15 protein-coding genes are annotated in these 19066 nt (G+C 68.5%); 6 read left to right on the top strand and 9 right to left on the bottom strand.

Annotated features, from left to right (window positions below):
* Positions 1-85 precede the first annotated feature (85 nt).
* From OCQ_RS23920 to OCQ_RS23905, 4 genes are all read right to left on the bottom strand, one after another.
* Entirely contained in the window at positions 86-1531 is a 1446-nt protein-coding gene (locus OCQ_RS23920; RefSeq protein ID WP_043955461.1) for an MFS transporter, read from the bottom strand.
* Between the two features lie 277 nt (positions 1532-1808).
* Positions 1809-2726, bottom strand: a complete 918-nt coding sequence (locus OCQ_RS23915; RefSeq protein ID WP_014385978.1) for a 5-oxoprolinase/urea amidolyase family protein — start codon at positions 2724-2726, stop codon at positions 1809-1811.
* A gap of 33 nt (positions 2727-2759) precedes the next feature.
* Positions 2760-3434 carry a 5-oxoprolinase subunit B family protein gene (locus OCQ_RS23910; protein ID WP_008261736.1) on the bottom strand — a complete coding sequence of 225 codons (675 nt, stop codon included), beginning with the start codon at positions 3432-3434 and terminating at the stop codon, positions 2760-2762.
* A gap of 113 nt (positions 3435-3547) precedes the next feature.
* Positions 3548-4552: an ABC transporter substrate-binding protein gene (locus OCQ_RS23905; protein WP_041785277.1), complete on the bottom strand. Its 1005-nt coding sequence runs from the start codon at positions 4550-4552 to the stop codon at positions 3548-3550.
* 181 nt (positions 4553-4733) lie between these two features.
* Here OCQ_RS23905 and OCQ_RS23900 point away from each other — a divergent pair, with 181 nt between their 5' ends.
* Positions 4734-6125 (top strand): MFS transporter, encoded by a 1392-nt coding sequence (locus tag OCQ_RS23900; protein ID WP_014383439.1) that lies wholly within the window; start codon positions 4734-4736, stop codon positions 6123-6125.
* Here the strand turns inward: OCQ_RS23900 and OCQ_RS23895 are convergent, their stop codons facing one another.
* Positions 6126-7394 (bottom strand): DNA polymerase domain-containing protein, encoded by a 1269-nt coding sequence (locus OCQ_RS23895; protein WP_014385975.1) that lies wholly within the window; start codon positions 7392-7394, stop codon positions 6126-6128.
* 57 nt (positions 7395-7451) lie between these two features.
* Here OCQ_RS23895 and fadD2 point away from each other — a divergent pair, with 57 nt between their 5' ends.
* Positions 7452-9140 (top strand): long-chain-fatty-acid--CoA ligase FadD2, encoded by a 1689-nt coding sequence (gene fadD2 / locus OCQ_RS23890; RefSeq protein WP_038538862.1) that lies wholly within the window; start codon positions 7452-7454, stop codon positions 9138-9140.
* A 3-nt stretch (positions 9141-9143) separates the two neighbouring features.
* Here fadD2 and OCQ_RS23885 read toward each other — a convergent pair whose 3' ends face one another.
* The 4 genes from OCQ_RS23885 to OCQ_RS23870 all read right to left on the bottom strand — a co-directional run bounded on the left by OCQ_RS23885 (position 9144) and on the right by OCQ_RS23870 (position 14564).
* Entirely contained in the window at positions 9144-9506 is a 363-nt protein-coding gene (locus OCQ_RS23885; protein ID WP_008261730.1) for a hypothetical protein, read from the bottom strand.
* Positions 9507-10499: 993 nt separating this feature from the next.
* Positions 10500-12701 carry an acyl-CoA dehydrogenase gene (locus OCQ_RS23880; RefSeq protein ID WP_009954759.1) on the bottom strand — a complete coding sequence of 734 codons (2202 nt, stop codon included), beginning with the start codon at positions 12699-12701 and terminating at the stop codon, positions 10500-10502.
* Positions 12702-12784: 83 nt separating this feature from the next.
* Positions 12785-13915 (bottom strand): alpha/beta hydrolase, encoded by a 1131-nt coding sequence (locus OCQ_RS23875; RefSeq protein WP_014385973.1) that lies wholly within the window; start codon positions 13913-13915, stop codon positions 12785-12787.
* A gap of 1 nt (position 13916) precedes the next feature.
* Complete coding sequence (locus OCQ_RS23870; RefSeq protein ID WP_038537956.1) at positions 13917-14564, bottom strand: TetR/AcrR family transcriptional regulator; 648 nt, start codon at positions 14562-14564, stop codon at positions 13917-13919.
* A gap of 96 nt (positions 14565-14660) precedes the next feature.
* Here OCQ_RS23870 and OCQ_RS23865 point away from each other — a divergent pair, with 96 nt between their 5' ends.
* The 4 genes from OCQ_RS23865 (at position 14661) to OCQ_RS23850 (ending at position 19064) form a co-directional block, all read left to right on the top strand.
* Positions 14661-15242 (top strand): VOC family protein, encoded by a 582-nt coding sequence (locus OCQ_RS23865; protein ID WP_014385971.1) that lies wholly within the window; start codon positions 14661-14663, stop codon positions 15240-15242.
* Between the two features lie 36 nt (positions 15243-15278).
* On the top strand, positions 15279-15827 hold the full coding sequence (locus tag OCQ_RS23860) for a hypothetical protein (RefSeq protein ID WP_014385970.1): 549 nt from the start codon (positions 15279-15281) through the stop codon (positions 15825-15827).
* 403 nt (positions 15828-16230) lie between these two features.
* Entirely contained in the window at positions 16231-17706 is a 1476-nt protein-coding gene (locus OCQ_RS23855; protein ID WP_014385969.1) for a condensation domain-containing protein, read from the top strand.
* A gap of 2 nt (positions 17707-17708) precedes the next feature.
* Positions 17709-19064, top strand: a complete 1356-nt coding sequence (locus tag OCQ_RS23850) for a hypothetical protein (protein WP_014385968.1) — start codon at positions 17709-17711, stop codon at positions 19062-19064.
* Positions 19065-19066 lie beyond the last annotated feature (2 nt).

The raw sequence follows: 19066 nt of genomic DNA, 5'->3' as shown, positions 1-19066 counted from the left end.
GGGGCCATATGAAGTGTGTATGCCTGCGACATTTCGGTTGCGTTACCGGGCAATTGCTGTGGCATTGCCCGTGTTGCGAGTCCGCTCACACACGGGCGGCCTCGGCTTCCGCCCGCGCCCCGGAGCGGCCCGGGGCCGAGACGGGACGCCGGACGTAGACCATCCAGGTCATGATCGCCGCACCGACGTAGGAAGCCAAAAACGCCCAATACGCCGCCGTTTCGGTGCCGGTGCTCAGGTAGGACTGCCGCAGCGCCAGGTTGATTGCCACGCCGCCGAACGCGCCGACCGCGGAGCAGATGCCGATCAGCGATCCCGACTGCGCGCGCGCCCAACGACGACGGTCGTCCTCGCTCATGGCCAGCCCGCGACTGCGGGCCTCGTAGACCGTCGGGATCAACTTGAACACCGACCCGTTTCCCATGCCGGACAGGACGAACAGCACCATAAAACCGGCGACGCAGCCGATCATGCTGACGGAACGTGTTACGGCGTGCTGGTCCTCGAGGGCGCTGATGGTGACCAACAGCGCGGCCGCCAGGGTCATCCCGGCGAGGACGCCAAGGGTGACGCGGCTGCCGCCGATGCGGTCGGCCAGCCGCCCCCCGTAGATGCGCGCCACGGAGCCCAGCAGGGGGCCGACGAAGGCGACCTGGGCGGCGTGCAGCGCGGCGTGCTTGGCGGTTTCCCCGCTTTCCAGGAAGTGGACCTGCAGCACCTGCCCGAAGGCGAAGGAGAACCCGATCCAGGAGCCGAAGGTGGCGATGTAGAGCAGCGAGATGACGTGGGTGTCGCGCTCGAACAGGATCGAGCGCATGGTGCGCAGCTGGGTGCCATGGTGGACGTTGTCCATGACCAACGCGGCCGCGATCCCCACGGCGACGAGCAAGACCAGGTAGATCGCGCACACCCAGTACGGGGCCTGGTGCCCGGCGGTGGCCAGCACCAGCAGGCCGATCAGCTGGATCACCGCGACGCCGAGGTTGGCGACGCCGGCGTTGACCGCCATCGCGGCGCCCTTGAGGCGCTGCGGGTAGAAGGCGTTGACGTTGGCCAGCGAGGCCGCGTAGTTGCCGCCGCCCAGCCCCGTCAGCGCGGCGCACAGCACGAAGAGCCACAGGGGCAGGCCGGGGTTGGCCAACAGGGCGATCGTGCCCGCCGTCGGGATCACCAGCACGAAGGCCGAGAACGTCGTCCAATTGCGACCGCCGAAGGCGGCGATGCCCAGGGTGTAGGGGATCCGGGCGCAACCACCGACCAGGGTGGCCACCGCGCCCAGCAGCAGCTTGTCGCCCGCGGAGAAACCGTAGACGGCGCCCGGCATGAACAGCGCCATGACGGGCCACAGCGTCCAGATCGAGAAGGCCACGTGGTCACCCGCGATGGTGCCGAGCAGATTGCGCCGGGCGATCTTCTTGTTCCCGGCCTCCCAGGCCGCCGCGTCTTCGGGATTCCAGTCCGCGATGCGATGGCTGCGGCGCGGCGAAATCACCTGGGCGCGTTGGCATATGGACGCTGCGCGTGCGTGCATACCGATCCCTCTCTTTGGAAGCAGTTCGGGGTCTGGCCGGCGACGCGCGTGGGCGTCCCGCATGAAGGGGCATGCCCCGCCGTAGGTTTCCGATGCTCACATCTAGGACGCGAGCGGGTCAACCGGAATCGGCCGATATGGGCTGTTAGTTGATTACCAGTTATCTGGTAAGTCCCTGAAGGTTGCCGGCGCGCGCGAATGCCGATCGCCGCCAAGTGATCTCACGCCGGTGCGTCGGACTTTGTGAGCTGTCCTACAGTCGAACGCCGGAATTGCGTTAGCCGAACGGCCAACTCGCGACGCCGGCCCCGGCCACGGCGCCGATCGGGGTACGCGGCCGCGCCCAGTGCAGCCGCACCGACTGGCCGGGCCGCACCTGGGCGACCTTGTCGACGTCCTCGTCGATCACCACACCCACCACCGGATAGCCACCGGTGACCGGGTGGTCCGGACCGAGGATCACCGGTAAACCGTTGGGCGGCACCTGGATTGCGCCACGGGTGGCACCCTCGCTGGGCAGCTGCCGGTCCGGGTGGAGGCATTGCAGGGGACGGCCGACCAACCGCATCCCCACCCGGTCGCTGCGATCGGACGCCACCCAAGCGGTGCGCACCAGCGCGTCGGGGTCGAGGAACCAGTCGTCGCGCGGCCCGGGCACCACGGACAGCTCGACGACGCCGCCGGTGATGGCCGCCACCGGCGCCTGGTCCAACTCGGGGTAGTCCGCGGTGTGCTCGCCGATCGGCAGCCGGTCCCCGGCCCGCAGGGGTGAGGGCCCGATGGCCGACATGACGTCGTAGCTGCGCGAGCCCAGCACCGGCTCCACGCAGATCCCGCCGCGGACCGCGAGGTAGCTTCGCAGCCCCGCCCGCGGGGCGCCCAAAGAGATCACCTGACCGTCGCGCACGTGCTGAATGCTGTTGGTGCCGAACTCGATTCCGTCGACGGTCGGATCGGTGTCGGCGCCCGTCACCGCGATGTCGACGTCGCTGCCCCGGACCCTGGTCGCGAACCCGCCGAACGTCACCTCCACGGTGGCGCGGTCGTCGGGGTTGGCCACCAGCCGATTGGCCAGTTTGTGCGCTCGCCGGTCGGCGGCCCCGGACCGGCTGACGCCGAGGTGGGCCAGTCCCGGCCGGCCGAGGTCTTCGACGACGGCGAACGGCCCGGTGCGCAGGATCTCCAGGACTGCCACGACTGCCTCCTTGAATGGTGCGGCCCGGTTGGGCTAGACGGCCCGGAACTGAACCCACATGCCTTGCATCAGCAACGCAGGGTCCGGGCGCTGCAGGTCCCACAGGACCGCGTCGGTGTGGCCGATGAGTTGCCACCCGCCGGGGGATTGCCGGGGATAGATCGCGCTGAATTCTCCGGCGAGGGCGACGGATCCGGCCGGCACGGCGGTCCGCGGCTCGGGACGCCGGGGCACCCGCAGGCGCGGGTCGCCGTCGACCAGGTACGCGAAACCGGGTGCGAATCCGCTGAATCCGACCCGCCACAGGGTGGCGGTGTGGGCGTCGATCACCTGCGGGATGGTCAGCCCGGTGTGGCCGGCGACCTCGGCGAGGTCGGGGCCGTCGTAGACCACGTCGATCACCACGTCGGCGCCGCGCTCGGACGGGGCCGGTGGCGTGGCGGTGACGCGCATCGCGTGCAGCCTCCGGCGGACGACGCCCTGGCGGCGTGGGCCGTCCAGCTTCACCAGCACGGTGCGGGCGGCCGGCACGACATCGACCACGCCCGCGATCGGCTCGGAGCGCAGCGCGGCGGTCCACGCCAAAACCTCTGCGGCACTGCCACATTGCACCATCAGCGCCCGGTCGCCGTAGTCCAGGACGGTGTTGCCGGCCAGCTCGGTCGGCAGTTCGTGGGCCAGGTCGCCGCTAAGGTCCGTCACGCTCATTACTCGACGGTAACCCCGGGATCGGGGCTCGTGCGAGGGGCGGCGGCGGGATTTTCGAGCACTGCCAGAGCTGCCTTAGCAAACGCTCAAACAGCCAGGATGCGCGCGAGCGGCTAGCCCAGGATTTTGGCGAGCAGCGGGGGCAGTTGGTCGGCGACGAGGGGGTAGCTCAGCGGTGAGGCGAAGGCGATCGCGCCGGCTTGCTCCGCGGTGGTGAAGATGTGGCGGTTCTGCGCGGTGGTCAGTGACCCGGCCACCTCGGGGTCGGCCAGCAGGGCCTTCTGATCGTCGGGGTTGCGGGTCGTCCAGATCACCACGTCGGCCGAATCGAGCACGGACTTGATGTGATCGCGCGGGATGACGGCGCGCTGATCGGTGCCGAACGGTTTGATGGTGTCGGCGATGACCAGCCCCATCTGGTTCAGGAAATCCGTGCGCCAGCCCGCCATGGTGGCCACGACGGTCCCCTGCCACAGCGCGCCGTGCATCAGCAGCGCCTTCTTGCCGGTCCACTGCGGGTTTCTCTTGCCGACGTCGGTGAACTTCTGGTCGACACCGTCGACCAGCGACTTCATCTGGTCCGCCTGGAACACGGCCTGCCCGACGGCGGCGGCCTGCTCCTTCCACGGTTCGAAGAAGGCGTCGCCCCCGGATTGCGCGACGGTCGGGGCGATCGCCGACAGTTTCTGATAGGTGTCGGCGTCGAGGCCGGCGTTGACGGCCACGATCAGGTCCGGTTTCAGCCCCGCGATCTGGTCGACCGGGATGCCGTTGTCCAGGTTCAGCACCACCGGCCGCGCGCCGCCGAGCTTGGGCGCGGCCCACGGCCAGACCGCGAACGGCTGGTCACCGAACCAGTTGGTCACCGCGATCGGCACCACACCGACGGCGAGGAGGTCGTCCTGCTCGGTGAAGCCGGCGCTGACGACGCGCTTGGGCGGCTCTTTGATGACGGTCTGACCGAACAGGTGGGTGAGGGTCACCGATCCCGGCGTGGCTCCCGGTGCGGATTTGTTTGACGAGCACCCCGCCGAAAGCGCCGAGGACCCGGCCAGCGCGGCGACGCCGGAAGCCCCTGCGAGCTGCAAGAATCCCCGTCGATTCCATCCCTGTCGCATCGCGTGAGAGTATCGCGTTCCGCCACCCGGCGGCTCGCGTTGCAGAGTTCTGACAAACGCGCCCGCCCCGTTGCGATTTCTGCGTATCGCCCGCGTAACTGTGCACACCCGGACCGGTAACAGTGCCTCTCTAGCGTCAAGTGGTCACCGCCCGCGCCTACCCACAAGGGAGTCCCACCAGATGACCACGACCCTCAGCCCGGCATCGCAGCCCGCGCCGACGCGCGAGCGTCCTGCCGGACGGCACTGGATCGACGACTGGCGACCCGAAGACCCGGAGTTCTGGGAGGCGACCGGCAAGCCGATCGCCCGCCGCAACCTGATCTTCTCGATCTTCGCCGAGCACGTCGGGTTCAGCGTGTGGATGCTGTGGAGCATCGTCGTGGTGCAGATGACCGCGGGCGCGCACGGGCTGCCCGCCGCGTCCGGCTGGGCGCTGACCCCCAGCCAGGCGCTGTGCCTGGTCGCCGTCCCCAGCGGGGTGGGCGCCTTCCTGCGGCTGCCGTACACCTTCGCGGTGCCGATCTTCGGTGGCCGCAACTGGACGACCATCTCGGCGGCGCTGCTGCTGATCCCGTGCCTGCTGCTGGCCTGGGCGGTGAGCCATCCCGGCATCCCGTTCGCGGTCCTGGTGGCGGTCGCGGCGACCGCCGGCTTCGGCGGCGGCAACTTCGCCTCGTCGATGGCCAACATCTCCTTCTTCTACCCGGAGAAGGACAAGGGCTGGGCGCTGGGCCTGAACGCGGCCGGCGGCAACGTCGGCGTCGCCGTTGTGCAGAAGATCATCCCGCCCGTCGTCGTCGCCGGCGGCGGGGTGGCCCTGGCGCGCGCCGGACTGTTCTACGTGCCGCTGGCCGTCGTGGCCGCCGTGTGCGCGTTCGGATTCATGAACAACCTGAGCGAGGCGAAGGCCGACGTGAAGCCGGTGTGGCAGTCGCTGCGCCACCCCGACACCTGGGTCATGTCGCTGCTCTACATCGGCACGTTCGGGTCCTTCATCGGCTACTCGGCCGCCTTCCCGACCCTGCTCAAGACGGTGTTCGGCCGCGGCGACATCGCGCTGACCTGGGCCTTCCTCGGCGCCGGCATCGGGTCGGTGATCCGGCCCCTCGGCGGCAAGCTGGCCGACCGGATCGGCGGGGCGCGCATCACCGCCGCCAGCTTCGCGCTGTTGGCCCTCGGGGCGGCGGCCGCGCTGTGGTCGGTGCGCGCGGTCAACCTGCCGGCGTTCTTCGCCAGCTTCATGTTCTTGTTCGTCGCCACCGGCATCGGCAATGGCTCGACCTACCGGATGATTTCGCGGATCTTCAAGATCAAGGGCGAGCTGGCCGGCGGCGATCCGGACACCATGGTGCAGATGCGGCGCCAGGCCGCCGGCGCGCTGGGCGTCATCTCGGCGGTGGGCGCCTTCGGCGGCTTCATCGTGCCGCTGGCCTACGCCTGGTCGAAGTCGGAGTTCGGCAGCATCGAGCCGGCGCTGCGGTTCTACATCGCGTTCTTCCTCGCCCTGCTGGGCGTCACCTGGTACTGCTACCTGCGCAGGCACAACGCGATAACCCGGGTCGGGATCTAATTACGGCTGCTGCTTGCCGCTGTAGTTGGCCCAGGGGCTGTAGTCGGCGATCAGCTCCTCCTGCGGCGGCCGCTGGTCCTCAGGAACGTGCTGCAGGTTGATCCGGATCCGGTACCAGATCGAGCTGGGCCCGCGCATGCCGTCGACGAGGACGTCGACCGGCTGCAGCCGCTCGGCCGCCGCCGGATGGCGGCCGCGCCAGGCGTCCAGCGCCGCCATCGCCTCGTCCTTGGTCTTGGTGCGGGCGATCTCGATCAGGGGCATCGAGGATTGACGCCGGCCGCCGGTGCCCTTGTCGCGCTTGCCCGACCCTTTGGGCGCCCGCTCGGGAGGCCCCATCTCCTCGGCCAGCACCAGCAACCGGTCGAGGTCACCGACCGCGTCGTCCATTCCCTCCCAGGGGTCACCGATCTCGGCGAACCGCGCGGGCACGGTATCGATCGTGAACGCCTCGGGCCGGCACCCGGCGACCTCGTCCCAGTGCAGCGGGGTCGAGACCCGGGCGTCGGGCGTCGCCCGCACCGAATAGGCCGAGGCGACCGTGCGGTCCTTCGCGTTCTGGTTGAAGTCGACGAACACCCCCTCGCGTTCTTCCTTCCACCACCGGCTGGTCGCCGCCTCGGGCACGCGCCGCTCCACCTCCCGGGCGACGGTCTGCGCGGCCAGGCGCACCTGGCGGAACTCCCAGCGCCGGGCGATGCGGGCGTAGATGTGGAAGCCGCGCGACCCCGACGTCTTCGGCCACGGGGTCAGGCCGTAGTCCTCGAGCACCTCGCGCGCCACCAGGGCGACGTCCACGATGCGCCGCCAGGAGACCCCGGGCATCGGATCGAGGTCGACGCGCAGTTCGTCGGGATGATCGAGGTCGTCGGCGAGCACCGGGTGCGGATTCAGGTCGACGCAGCCCAGGTTGATCGCCCAGGCCAGCCCGGCGGCGTCGCGGATGACGGCCTCCGCCGCGGAAGTGCCTCGCGCGTAACGGAGTTCGGCGACGTCGACCCAGTCCGGCCGTTTCGCCGGCGCGCGCTTCTGGAACACCGCCTCTTCGGTGATGCCCTTGACGAAGCGCTTCAGGATCATGGGGCGCCCCGCCACGCCGCGCAGCGCGCCGTCGGCCACGGACAGGTAATAGCGGACCAGGTCGAGCTTGGTGTAGGGGCCCGATGTTTTGTGGCCGTCCGCGCGGGGGAACACGACCTTGTCCGGATGGGTGACGGTGACCTCGCGCCCGGCCACCTCCAGCAAAACCGGACGGGTCATGCGGTTCATGTTAATTCGCCAGAATTTCTGGCCGTGCTGAGACGGACGTCACATATGGTGGATTCCATGCCTAACCTCCTCGGCCTGCCCGGTCAGGCCTCCAAAGCGGTAGCAAAACTGCACCAGTACGTCGAGCGCGGCTCCGCCGAACTGCACTACGTGCGCAAAATCTTCGAGTCGGGCGCGTTCCGGATCGAGCCGCCGCAGAACTACGCCGCGATGGCGGCCGACATCTACAAGTGGGGCGAGTTCGGCATGTTGCCAGCCCTCAACGCGCGGCGCCATCCCGACCGCGCGGCGTGCATCGACGAAGAGGGCGAATTCTCCTACCGCGAACTCGACGAGGCGGCGCACGCGGTGGCCAACGCGCTGATCGAGAAGGGCGTCAAGGGCGGCGACGGCGTCGCCATCCTGGCCCGCAACACCCGCTGGTTCCTGATCGCCAACTACGGCGCCGCGCGGGTCGGCGCGCGCATCATCCTGCTCAACAGCGAATTCTCGGGTCCGCAGATCAAAGAGGTGTCCGAGCGCGAGGGCGCCAAGCTGATCATCTACGACGACGAGTACACCAAGGCCGTCAGCAAGGCCTCGCCGGAGCTGGGCAAGCTGCGGGCGCTGGGGACCAACCCGGATAGTGACGAGCCGTCCGGCAGCACCGACGAGACGCTGGCCGACCTGATCGAGCGCAGCAGCAAGGAGCCCGCCCCCAAGGCGGCCAGGCACGCCTCGATCATCATCCTGACCAGCGGGACCACCGGCACCCCGAAGGGCGCGAACCGCAGCACCCCGCCGACGCTGGCGCCGGTCGGCGGAATCCTGTCGCACGTCCCGTTCAAGGCCGGCGAAGTGACGTCGCTGCCGGCGCCGATGTTCCACGCGCTGGGTTATCTGCACGGCACGATCGCGATGTTCCTGGGCTCGACGCTGGTGCTGCGCCGCAAGTTCAAGCCGCCGCTGGTGCTGCAGGACATCGAGAAGTACAAGGTGACCGCGATGGTCGTCGTCCCGGTGATGTTGTCGCGGATCCTCGAAGCGGTCGAGAAGATGGACTCCAAGCCCGACCTGTCCAGCCTGAAGATCGTGTTCGTGTCGGGATCGGCGCTGGGGGCCGACCTGGCGGAGCGCTCGCTCAAGGACCTCGGCCCGGTGATCTACAACATGTACGGCTCGACCGAGATCGCCTTTGCGACCATCGCCGAACCCAAGCACCTGCAGTACAACTCGTCGACCGTCGGGCCGGTCGTCAAGGGCGTGCGCGTCAAGATCTACGACGACAACGGCAAGGAGCTGCCGCAGGGCGAGGTCGGCCGCATCTTCGTCGGCAACGCCTTCCCGTTCGAGGGCTACACGGGCGGGGGCAAGAAGCAGATCATCGACGGCCTGTTGTCGTCGGGCGACGTCGGCTACTTCGACGAGAACGGCCTGCTCTACATCAGCGGGCGTGACGACGAGATGATCGTCTCCGGCGGCGAGAACGTCTTCCCGGCCGAGGTCGAGGACCTCATCACCGGGCACCCCGACGTCGTCGAGGCCACCGCGATCGGCGTCGACGACAAGGAATGGGGCCACCGCCTGCGCGCCTTCGTGGTGAAGAAGGACGGCGCGGACCTCGACGAGGACACCGTCAAGCACTACGTGCGCGATCACCTGGCCCGCTACAAGGTGCCGCGCGAGGTCATCTTCCTCGACGAGCTGCCGCGCAACCCCACCGGCAAGATCCTCAAGCGCGAGCTGCGCGAAATGGAGATCGAATAGGCCTCAGCGCCGTTCTTTGATGGCCCGGGTGATCTGGGCCGTGAGCTTCGGGTCGACCAGGAGTTGGTCGATCAGCGCGGTGAGCACCTCTTGCCCGGTCACGCGGGCGACGCCGAGCCGATCGGCCGCCTCGCGCTGCCAGATGTCGAGGGCCCGGTGAGTGGCGGCCGCCAGGTCGACGGTCCGGCGGGTCCGCTGGGTGCGCCCCGCCTGGTTGGCCGACGGCTCGCTGGCGATGCGCTGGCCGCGGGGCTGCCCGAGGCTGAGGCGCTCGGTTGGCGCGGCGTCTCCGGCGGGGCCGCCCGCCGGGGTGGGGGCGCGAAAGGATCCGGCGCTGGGTCCGTTGGGACTGGGCTTGAAGTTCACTTCGGTGTCTTCCTCCGTGAGTGCGGATCAGTAAATCAGCGCTCGTCGCCTATGTGTCAATACTGATTCTCTCACCGACGCCACCCTAAGTCGCGTCGCCGGGCCGCGGACGGCCCGGGTGGGACGCCGACGGATTTACGCGCGGCTGCGCGACGCCGGATGCAGGCGAAAGCGCAAATTCCTGCAAATAGCTGACGTCGGTAAAAACGGGCGACAGCATTGCGGTGATCCGACGACCCGTGGTCGGTAATTCGGAGACGAATCAGTGGATCTGACAATGCGCATATTCGGACTTCAGTAAATACGGTAGGCTCGCGCAGTACATCAGTATACGGGATACTACCTGCGGGTATAAGCCGATCACCGTGCGCTGGCTCAGTATTCGCGGATAAATGAATTGCGTAAATAGGGATTGATCAGCGCGCGTTGGATTGGGCGCTATCACGTCATTGTTGCGCAATTCACACCGCAAAAGCCCTGAATTCGCTTGTTTGCTTAGAAATGTCCGGTTAGCGTTTTAAGCATCGATATCAAGTCTTTGAAAGGAGCGCCCTCGATGATCTCGTCAGCATCGTTACGTGGCGCGGCCGTAGGTGTTGTGGGCGCCGGAGCCGTGGCGGGCGCGCTGCTCTTCGGCGGCGCCCCCGTGGCTTCGGCCGCCCCCGGGCCGAGTCACTCCACAAGCTTCGCCAGTGCCGGGCCGCAGAGCGGACCGGGCTTCATTCCCGAGCGCCCCGGCGGTCGTGGATGGGGTGGCCATGATGGTCGGGGATATGGCAATTGGGGTCCCGGCGGCTGGGGGCACGGTGGCTGGGTCCACGGGCCCGGCTACTGGAAGCCCCAGCACTGGTGGAACTGGTGGTGGTGACCACCATATCCGCGCGGTAGCCGGCCATCACCGACACGCCAACCCTCGGGATGGACGGCCCGCGTATGGGGGGAACCATGCCGGCTTGACTCAGTCAGGCCGGCATGGCCCATTTCTGCGCCCGGTTACGGATCGCGCGGCAGGCCCAACAACCGTTCGGCGATGATGTTCAGCTGCACCTCGGACGTCCCGCCGTAGATGGTGGTCGCGCGGCTGGCCAGCAGGTACTCGCCCCATTTGCCGGGCAGTTGGTCGGTGTCGCCGATCGCGGCGTCGGTCCCGAAGGACGAGACCGCGAATTCGGCGTAACCCTGGCCGGTGCGCATCGACAACAACTTGGAGATCGCCGCCGACGGCATCGCGTCCCCGCCGGCCAGCGTCAGCAGCGTGGAACGCAGGTTCAGCACCTTGGCCGCATGGCCCTCGGCAATCAACTGACCGGCGCGGTGCTGCGCGACCTGATCGAACTGCCCGTCACGAACGAACTCGACGAACTGCGACAGCGTGGCCAGGAAGTTCGCCTCGCTGCTGCCGATCGACACCCGCTCCGCGGTCAGCGTGTTGCGGCTGACCTCCCAGCCCCGGTTCACCTCACCGAGCACGCACTCGTCGGGCACGAACACGTCGTCGATGTAGACGGTGTTGAACATCGCGTTGCCGGTGAGCTCGCGCAGCGGCTTGACGTCGACGCCCTCGCTCTTCATGTCCAGCAGGAAGTACGTGATGCCGCTGTGTTTCGGCGCGCTGGGGTCGGTCCGTGCGAGCAGCGCACCCCACTGCGAGAACTGCGCGGCGGTCGTCCAGATCTTCTGGCCGGTGATGCGCCACCCTCCGTCGGTCCGGGTGGCCTTCGTGGACAGGCCGGCCAGATCCGAACCCGCGCCGGGCTCGGAAAACAGCTGACACCAGATCATCTCGCCGCGGAAGGTCGGCGGCAGGAACCGCTGCTTTTGCTCCTCGGTGCCGAACGCCACGATCGACGGGACGATCCAGGTGGCGATGCCGGTCTGGGGCCGCTTGACCCGCCCGGAGGCGAACTCCTGCGCGATGATGATCTGCTCCACCGGCCCGGCCGCCCGGCCCCACGGCTTGGGCAGGTACGGCAGCACCCAGCCGCCCTCGGCGATGGCGACCTTGCGTTGCTCGCGCTCGATCTCCTTGAGCGCCGCCACTTCAGCCCGGATCTCCGCCCGCAGCTTCTCGGTCTCGGGATCGAGGTCGATGTCGACCGCGCGCATCCCGGTGGTGGTCGCGGTGTCGACCACCTTTTGCGGGTAGTCCGAGCTGCGGCCGAAGGAGGCGGCCAACATCAGCGCCCGGCGGTAGTACACGTTCGTGTCGTGCTCCCACGTGAAGCCGATCCCACCGTGCACCTGAATGCAATCCTGCGCGCACCGTTGAGCGGCCGCCGGCGCCAGTGTCGCCGCCACGGCGGCGGCGAACTCGACGTGGGAACCCGCGGTGTCCCAACGGTTTTCGCGGGCCTCGTCGATCGCGCGGGCGGCATCCCACACCGCAGCCGTGGCCCGCTCGGTGTCGGCGATCATCTCGGCGCACTTGTGCTTGATGGCCTGGAATTGGCCGATCGGCCTGCCGAACTGCTCGCGGATCTTGGCGTAGCTCGACGCGGTGTCGGTCGCCCAGCGCGCCACGCCGATGGCTTCGGCGGACAGCAGCGTCGTCATCAGCGCGTGCGCGGTGCCCATGCTCAGGTTCGTCAAGACGACGTCGTCGCCGACCTCCACGGCGTTGGCCCGCACGTCGGCGATGGGCCGCAACGGGTCCAGGCTTTTCACCGGCTCGATCTCGAGCTGGTCGGCGCGCAGCACCACCCACGCCTCGCCGCTGTCGATCGCGACGGGCAGCACCAGCAGCGACGCCTGCGCGGCGGCGGGGACCGCGCGGAGCTCGCCGCGGATCACCAGAGAACCGCCCTGCCGGGTGGCGGTCAGCGCGCAGCAATTCAGGCCGTAGGCGGCGATCTCGGCGCCGGATGCCAGCCCGGCGAGCACCTTGGCGTCCGGGTCGTGCGCGGAGATCAACGCGCTGGCGATCGCGGACGGAACGAAGGGGCCCGGCACCGCCCCGTAGCCGAATTCCGCGAGCACGATGGCCAACTCGAGAACGCCGAAGCCCTGCCCGCCGACGGATTCCGCCAGATGAACGCCCTGCAGGCCCTGCTCGGCCGCGGCCTGCCAGTACGGCGGCGGGTTCTGGACCTCCGTCTCCATCGCCTCGTGCAGCGTCTCGGACGGGGCGATGCGCGCCACCAGCGCTCGCACGGAATCGGCCAGTTCTTGATGCTCGGGATTTATCGCGATCGGCATTGGTCGCCTTCCGTTGCTGCAGGACGCCGTCTCGGCCAAGTACCTTCCAAGCTAACAACCAGTCGGTTGGTTGACGACATCACCTACCGCCACCGCTTGCCGATCCATCCGGCGACGATGTCGGCCTGCTCGCTGCGGGCCCCGGGGGTGGTGAAGTAGTGATCGGTGTCCACCGAGGCCCGGGTCTTGTCCGCGCCGGCGAGGGCGTCGAAGATGCGTTGCGCGTCAGAGGGAAACACCCCGGTGTCGGCGTCGGCGTTGATCACCAGGGCCGGACACCGGATCCGAGCCAGGTGCGGCTCGGCCCGGGTCTGGGCCACCCGCAGGCTCCACATGCCCAGCCAGTTGCGCAGCGTGCACGCCGCCACGATGCCGTGCGCCGAGCGGTTCGCCTTGGCCGGGACACCCGCATAGCACATGTTGGGCTGCCGGTTGGTCGGCTCGATGCCGGGATCGACCATGCGCGGGTCGGCCCAGGTGCGCATCACCGAAAACGGGCGATCGGAAAACCCCGCCGCGCGAACGCGTTTGAGCTCTCTTTCGGCCCAGTCGGTGATGGCGTGATTGCGCGCGACCTGCGCGCTGCGGTACCGGGCGAGGAACTCCGCGGTGTAGGGCGGCCCATTGCGCCCGTTGAACAGGTCGAGATCGGCGTCGGTGGCGACGGGATCGTTCTCGTCGACGACGGCGGCGTCCATCCAGGCGGTGAGCACTTCGGGTCGCCCGGGATGGGCGGCGGTGGCCACGTAGCCGTCGGCGGCCGGCAACTCGGTCACCCCGGCCGCGGGGCGCATGCCTTCCAGCGGGGTCACGTTCGGCTCGACGGCCTGGGACTGGTAGGCGGCCATCAACGACCCCCCGCCCGAGTTGCCCAGCAGCACAACGGTATCCACTCCCTGCACCTCGCGCAGCCAGCGCACCCCCACCCCGATGTCCACCAGCGCGTGGTCGAGCAGGAAGCTGCTTTCGAAGCCGCGGAACCTGGTGTTCCAGCCGAGGAATCCGATGCCGCGAGTGGCCATGTAGTCGGCGAGGTAGTGCTCGGAGAAGTCGATCTGGTAGTGCGCCGCGATCATCGCCACCTTGGGCTTGCGTCCCACCCCCCGGTGATACAGCCCCTGGCAGGGGTGCCCGCCGGCGCCGGCGCGCCCGGCCGTAGGCGACGGCAGCCCGACGAACTCGCGGATGACTCCGGCACCGGTGCGACGAGTCAATTCAGCGGTCCCCCTCAGTGGCGTAGATGGCCCGGTAATAGATGTTGGCCAGGGTTTGGATGCAGGCCTCGTCGTCGGGTTCCCCGCGTGCCGAACCGAGTTGGATGTAGCAGAACTGGTTGAACATCGCCACGATCGCCTCCGCGATCAGCTGCGGGTCGTCGTCGCGGCAACGGCCCTCGGCCTGCGCGCGACGGACCGATTCGGCGATGAAAGAAATTGGTATCGAGCAGATTTCGGCCCAGTACTGGGCGAAGTCGTCGTTGATCATCGCCAGCTGTGACACGCTGATCACCTCGGCGAGCCGGTTGCGGTAGGTGTGCCAGTGCGCGGCGGCCGCCCCGTACGCGCGCTCGCGATCGGTCAACCCGTGCTGGGTCACCGCCAGCGCGCGCTGGTTGGCCTCGTCGCGGAAGCGCAGCGCCCATTGGCGCACCATCGCCTCTTTGGACTCGTAGTAGTTGTAGAAGGACGCCGCCGAGCGGCCGGCCTCCGCGGCGATGTCGGCGATGGTCGTGGCCAGGACGCCTTTGCGCGCGATGACGGTCCGGGCGGCCAGATCGATCGCGGCCTGCGTCCGCCTGCCGCGATGCGTGGGCAGCTCCAAGGGGGGCCCGCTCCGGTCAGCAGGGGATGCCGCGGTGGACACCGGCGCACCTCCCTGGGCCAAAACTGAATCTGATGTTAGATTCAGATTCGGATCTTGGCCAGGCTCGTCGAGCCGGGAACCGAGGGGAGCCGCACGATGATCAAGCCGCACAACACCAACGCGGAATTCGAACTCGGCGGGATCAATCATGTCGCGCTGGTGTGCTCGGACATGGCCAAAACCGTCGACTTCTACAGCAACATCCTGGGCATGCCGCTGATCAAGTCGCTCGATCTGCCCGGCGGGGCGGGCCAGCACTTCTTCTTCGACGCCGGCAACGGCGACTGCGTCGCCTTCTTCTGGTTCGCCGACGCCCCCGACCGGGTGCCGGGCATTTCGTCGCCGGGCGCCATCCCCGGCATCGGCGACATCACCAGCGCGGTCAGCACGATGAACCACCTGGCCTTCCACGTGCCGGCCGAGAAGTTCGACGCCTACCGCCAGCGACTCAAGGACAAAGGGGTGCGGGTCGGGCCGGTGCTCAACCACGACGAGAGCCCCATGCAGGTCTCGGCGACCGTGCATCCCGGCGTCTATGTGCGCTCGTTCTATTTCCAGGACCCCGACGGCATTACCCTTGAGTTCGCCTGTTGGGTGAAAGAATTCGAAAGCGGCGACGCGACGGCCGTGCCCAAGACCGCCGCGGACCGCCGGCCCCCGGTGGGCGCCGGTCGCTGATCGCGCCGCTGCTCCGCGAGTCGGAGAATGCTAGGTATGACCGACGGCATTTTGACCGACGAACAGATCGCCGCGCTTACCCCCGGGCAGCGCCGCGACCTCATCTCCCGGCTGGAGCGGCCCCTCGGCGAGGTCATCGACCCGGACTTCCTGGACCGGGTGCGCCGCGTCCGGCTGAGTCTGATGATCGGCGGTTCCATCGCGATGGTTCCCTGGCTGGGGTACCTGGCGATGACGCTGCCCGAGAAGTACGTCGCCCACAACTGGCCGGTCACCTGGATCGGCTTCGATGTGCTGCTGGTCGCCTTCATGCTGACGACGGCCGCGCTGGGGTATCTGCGCCGCCAGCTGCTGGTGCTCGCCGCGTTCACCACCGGGGTGCTGCTGATCTGCGACGCGTGGTTCGATCTCATGACCGCGGGCCCCAAGGACGTGTGGCTGTCGGTGGTCACCGCGCTGCTGATCGAGGTGCCGCTGGCGATCTTCATGATCTTCAGCGCCATGCGCATCCTGCGGCTCACCATGATGCGTTTGTGGCTGCTGCGTCCCGGCATGCGCCTCTGGGAGCTGCCGCTGTTCCCGTGAGGCGGTGCGGGTTTGGCCCGCGCACCGGCTCGAGGGCCGGACAACTGTATCCCGACTTGCGGGCGTAGCGGGCCGAATCGGCGATAAGTCGTCGCGAATCGACCCCGCCCGGCGTGGCCAGGGCCGTTGAGGGGGAAAAGATTACTGCACCGCCGGCGATCTCGCGGCGGAATTCGAGTCTTGACAAAACCGCGAAATCTTCGCCTGCGTCAGCTAGCGTCCACAGCAGCGACATAGGGGTATGAGCGGCGGGGTAGTTCACCAACACAGGCGAAAGTCCGTCGGACAATTTCAAGCGCGACACACATCGACGATCCTCGAAAAGCCAAGCGCCAACCGCACTTCCAGCACCCCCAGACCGCCCCGCAAACGTCGTCGTCTCACAGCACAAGGACTCGAGGAAATGGTCGCACTCGGAAATATCAACGAATGGCACCCGCCGCACGGCCCGGTCACCATGTGGATGGCCGCACCCGACGCACGCGAAGCGGCCCGCGCCGCACGGCGAAGCGACCTAGCGCCGAGTTACCAACAGAATCAACACCTCTGGGCCTCCTACCAAGGCAAGGCCATGAACCGCCAGCTGCCCCGTCTGATGATCGTCGCGTGGGACATCCCCGGCACCTGCGACATTGCGGCGATGACGGCGACGATCAACGCCCACGTTCGCCGCCAGGACACCTATCACAACTGGTTCGAGTACGACAACGGCACGTTCGTGCGCCGGGTGATCGACGATCCCGAAGCGATCGAGTTCGTCCCCGTGGCGCTGGGGCACAAGACCGCGGACCAAGTCCGCGCCCATGCCTTGACCACCACCCCGGACACCCTCGAGTGGGGCTGCTTCACCTACGGAATCGTCCAGCACGCCGACTATTTCACGTTCTACGCGAGCGTCGACCACCTGCACATCGACGGCTTGTCGGCCGCCCTCATCTTCCTCGATGTCCACCTGACGTATCAGGAACTCGCGCAGACCGGGCACCAGCCCGCCGGCCTACCGGAGATCCGCAGCTACCGCGACTACGTTGCGCGCCAACGCGAGAAGGCGGCGACGTTGACGCTCTCGTCGCCCGAGATCAAGGACTGGATCGAGTTCGCCCGCGACACCGACGGCGACTGGCCCAGTTTCCCGCTGCCCCTTGGTGACACGTGGTCCAGCACCAGAGGCGACCTGTTGACGGTCGAGCTGATGAATGCCGAGGACACTGAGTCTTTCGACGCCGCCTGCGTGGCGGCCGGCGCCCGGTTCATCGGGGGAGTGCTGGCCTGCACGGGCCTGGCCGAGCACGAATTGACCGGCAAGAAGACCTATCACGGGTTCACGGCCAAGGACACCAGGACACCGGGCGTCGACTCGATGACCGTGGGCTGGTTCGCGAGCCTGATTCCGATCACGGTGCCGACCGCCGGCGAGACGTTCGCTCAGGCCGCCCGGACGGCGCAGAAGTCGTTCGACGACGCTCAGCGCCTCGCCGACGTGCCGGTCGAGCGGGTGCTGGAGCTGGCCACCCCGGACGAACTGGGCATCAAGCTGCCCACGCAGCTGCCGATGATGTTGTCGTTCCTCGACTTCCGCAAGATCCCCCTCAACGGGTTGTGGGCGGAGACGAAGTTCGGCACCTACGGCGACAGCCTGTCCCACGGCGGGGTGAACATGTGGATCAACCGCCAGGCCGCGAACACCACGGTGACGATGTCCTTCCCGGACAACGCGATCGCGCGGGAGTCGGTGCTGCGCTACATCGCGACGCTGATCCAGGTGTTCGCGCGTGTCGCCAGGCCCACCGGGGACGAGCCAATTGTGGTTGTGCCCCAGGTGAACCCGGACGACACATTCGCTCCGGCGCCGGACACGGACGATCACGAAGCGGCGTAGCGATGAGCAACGTGCTGGACCTGGCCGACCAAACACTCTTCCTGGGTGAGCGGGCGACGGGTGCCACCAGCTTGCTGCAGTGCGTCTGGGTGTACGACCGCGCCGTCGACGTCGGTGGGCTGCGTGAGTTCCACAGCCACCTCGGCCGGGGGCGGCTGTCGCGGCGAGTCGAGCGCTCCGCCTTGCCGTTTGGCCGTCATCGCTGGGTGGCGGCCGCCGAGTGCTCCCCCTTGGAGATCGTCGCGCCGCCGCGGGAGCGCGAGGACATCGACGCGTGGCTTGACGAGCAGACCCACAAGCGACCGGACGCCGAGCGTGGGCCCGGATGGCACTTGGCGATGCTCCCGCTGTCCGACGGCGGCGCGGTGGTGAGTCTGGTCACCACCCACTGCCTCACCGATGGCGTCGGGCTGTGCGAGGCCCTGGCCGACGCGGCTCGCGGACGCGGCGACCGGACCCGCTGGCCCGCAGCGGGAGGCCGGCGGCGCTGCCAAGCCCTGCGCGAGGACGCGCGCCAAACCGCGCACGACGCGCTCGATGTCGGCCGCGCCGTCGGCGCCGCGGCCCGGATGCTCCGGCAGGGCCGCGACGGCACCGCGGCCGTCGCCCCGCCACGCGGGAAGCGGCCCGCGCCGCCGGCCGCGCCCGACGACCCCATCGTCCTGCCGATGGAGACGATCTTCGTCAGCGCCGACGACTGGGACGCGCGCGCAACCGCCTTGGGCGGCACCAGCAACGCGCTGCTCGCCGGGTTGGCGGCCCACCTCGCCCAGCGGGTGGGGCGGGTGGCCCCCGACGGCTCGGTCAACATCGGCATGCCCGTCAACGAGCGCGCCCCGGGCGACACGCGCGCCAACGCGGTCACGAACGTCGACGTCACGCTGGGGTCCGCGGCGATCACCACGGACCTGCGCGAGATCCGCGCCGCCATCAAGCGGGCGCTGGTTCGCCATCACGACGAGCCCGACGAGCGGTGGGCGCTGCTGCCCCTCGTCCCGCTGATCCCGAAGCCGGTGTTTCGGCGGTTGCTCAGCGTGGTCACCGGCGGCGCGGCGACCGTGGTGTCGTCCAATCTCGGCGCGCTCGACCCGGCCGCCAACCGGCCGGACGGCACGGACGCCGACTACTTCGCCATGAAGTCGGTGTACCCGGGCGTGACCGCCGCGACGATGCACCGCACCAACGGGGCCCTGGCGTTGCTGTCGGGGCGGGTCCACGGCCGGGTCTTCATCTCGGTCCTCGCCTACGAATTGGGCCGCCGCAATTCGAACGAGGGTCTGCGACAAGCGCTTTCCAAGACGCTGAGCGACTTCTCGCTGACCGCGACGACGGGCTGGCACACGGTCTGCCCCGTGTGAGC

Source organism: Mycobacterium paraintracellulare (genome assembly GCF_000276825.1).
Classification (GTDB): Bacteria; Actinomycetota; Actinomycetes; order Mycobacteriales; family Mycobacteriaceae; genus Mycobacterium; species Mycobacterium intracellulare.
This window is presented reverse-complemented; position numbering and strand designations above follow the sequence as displayed.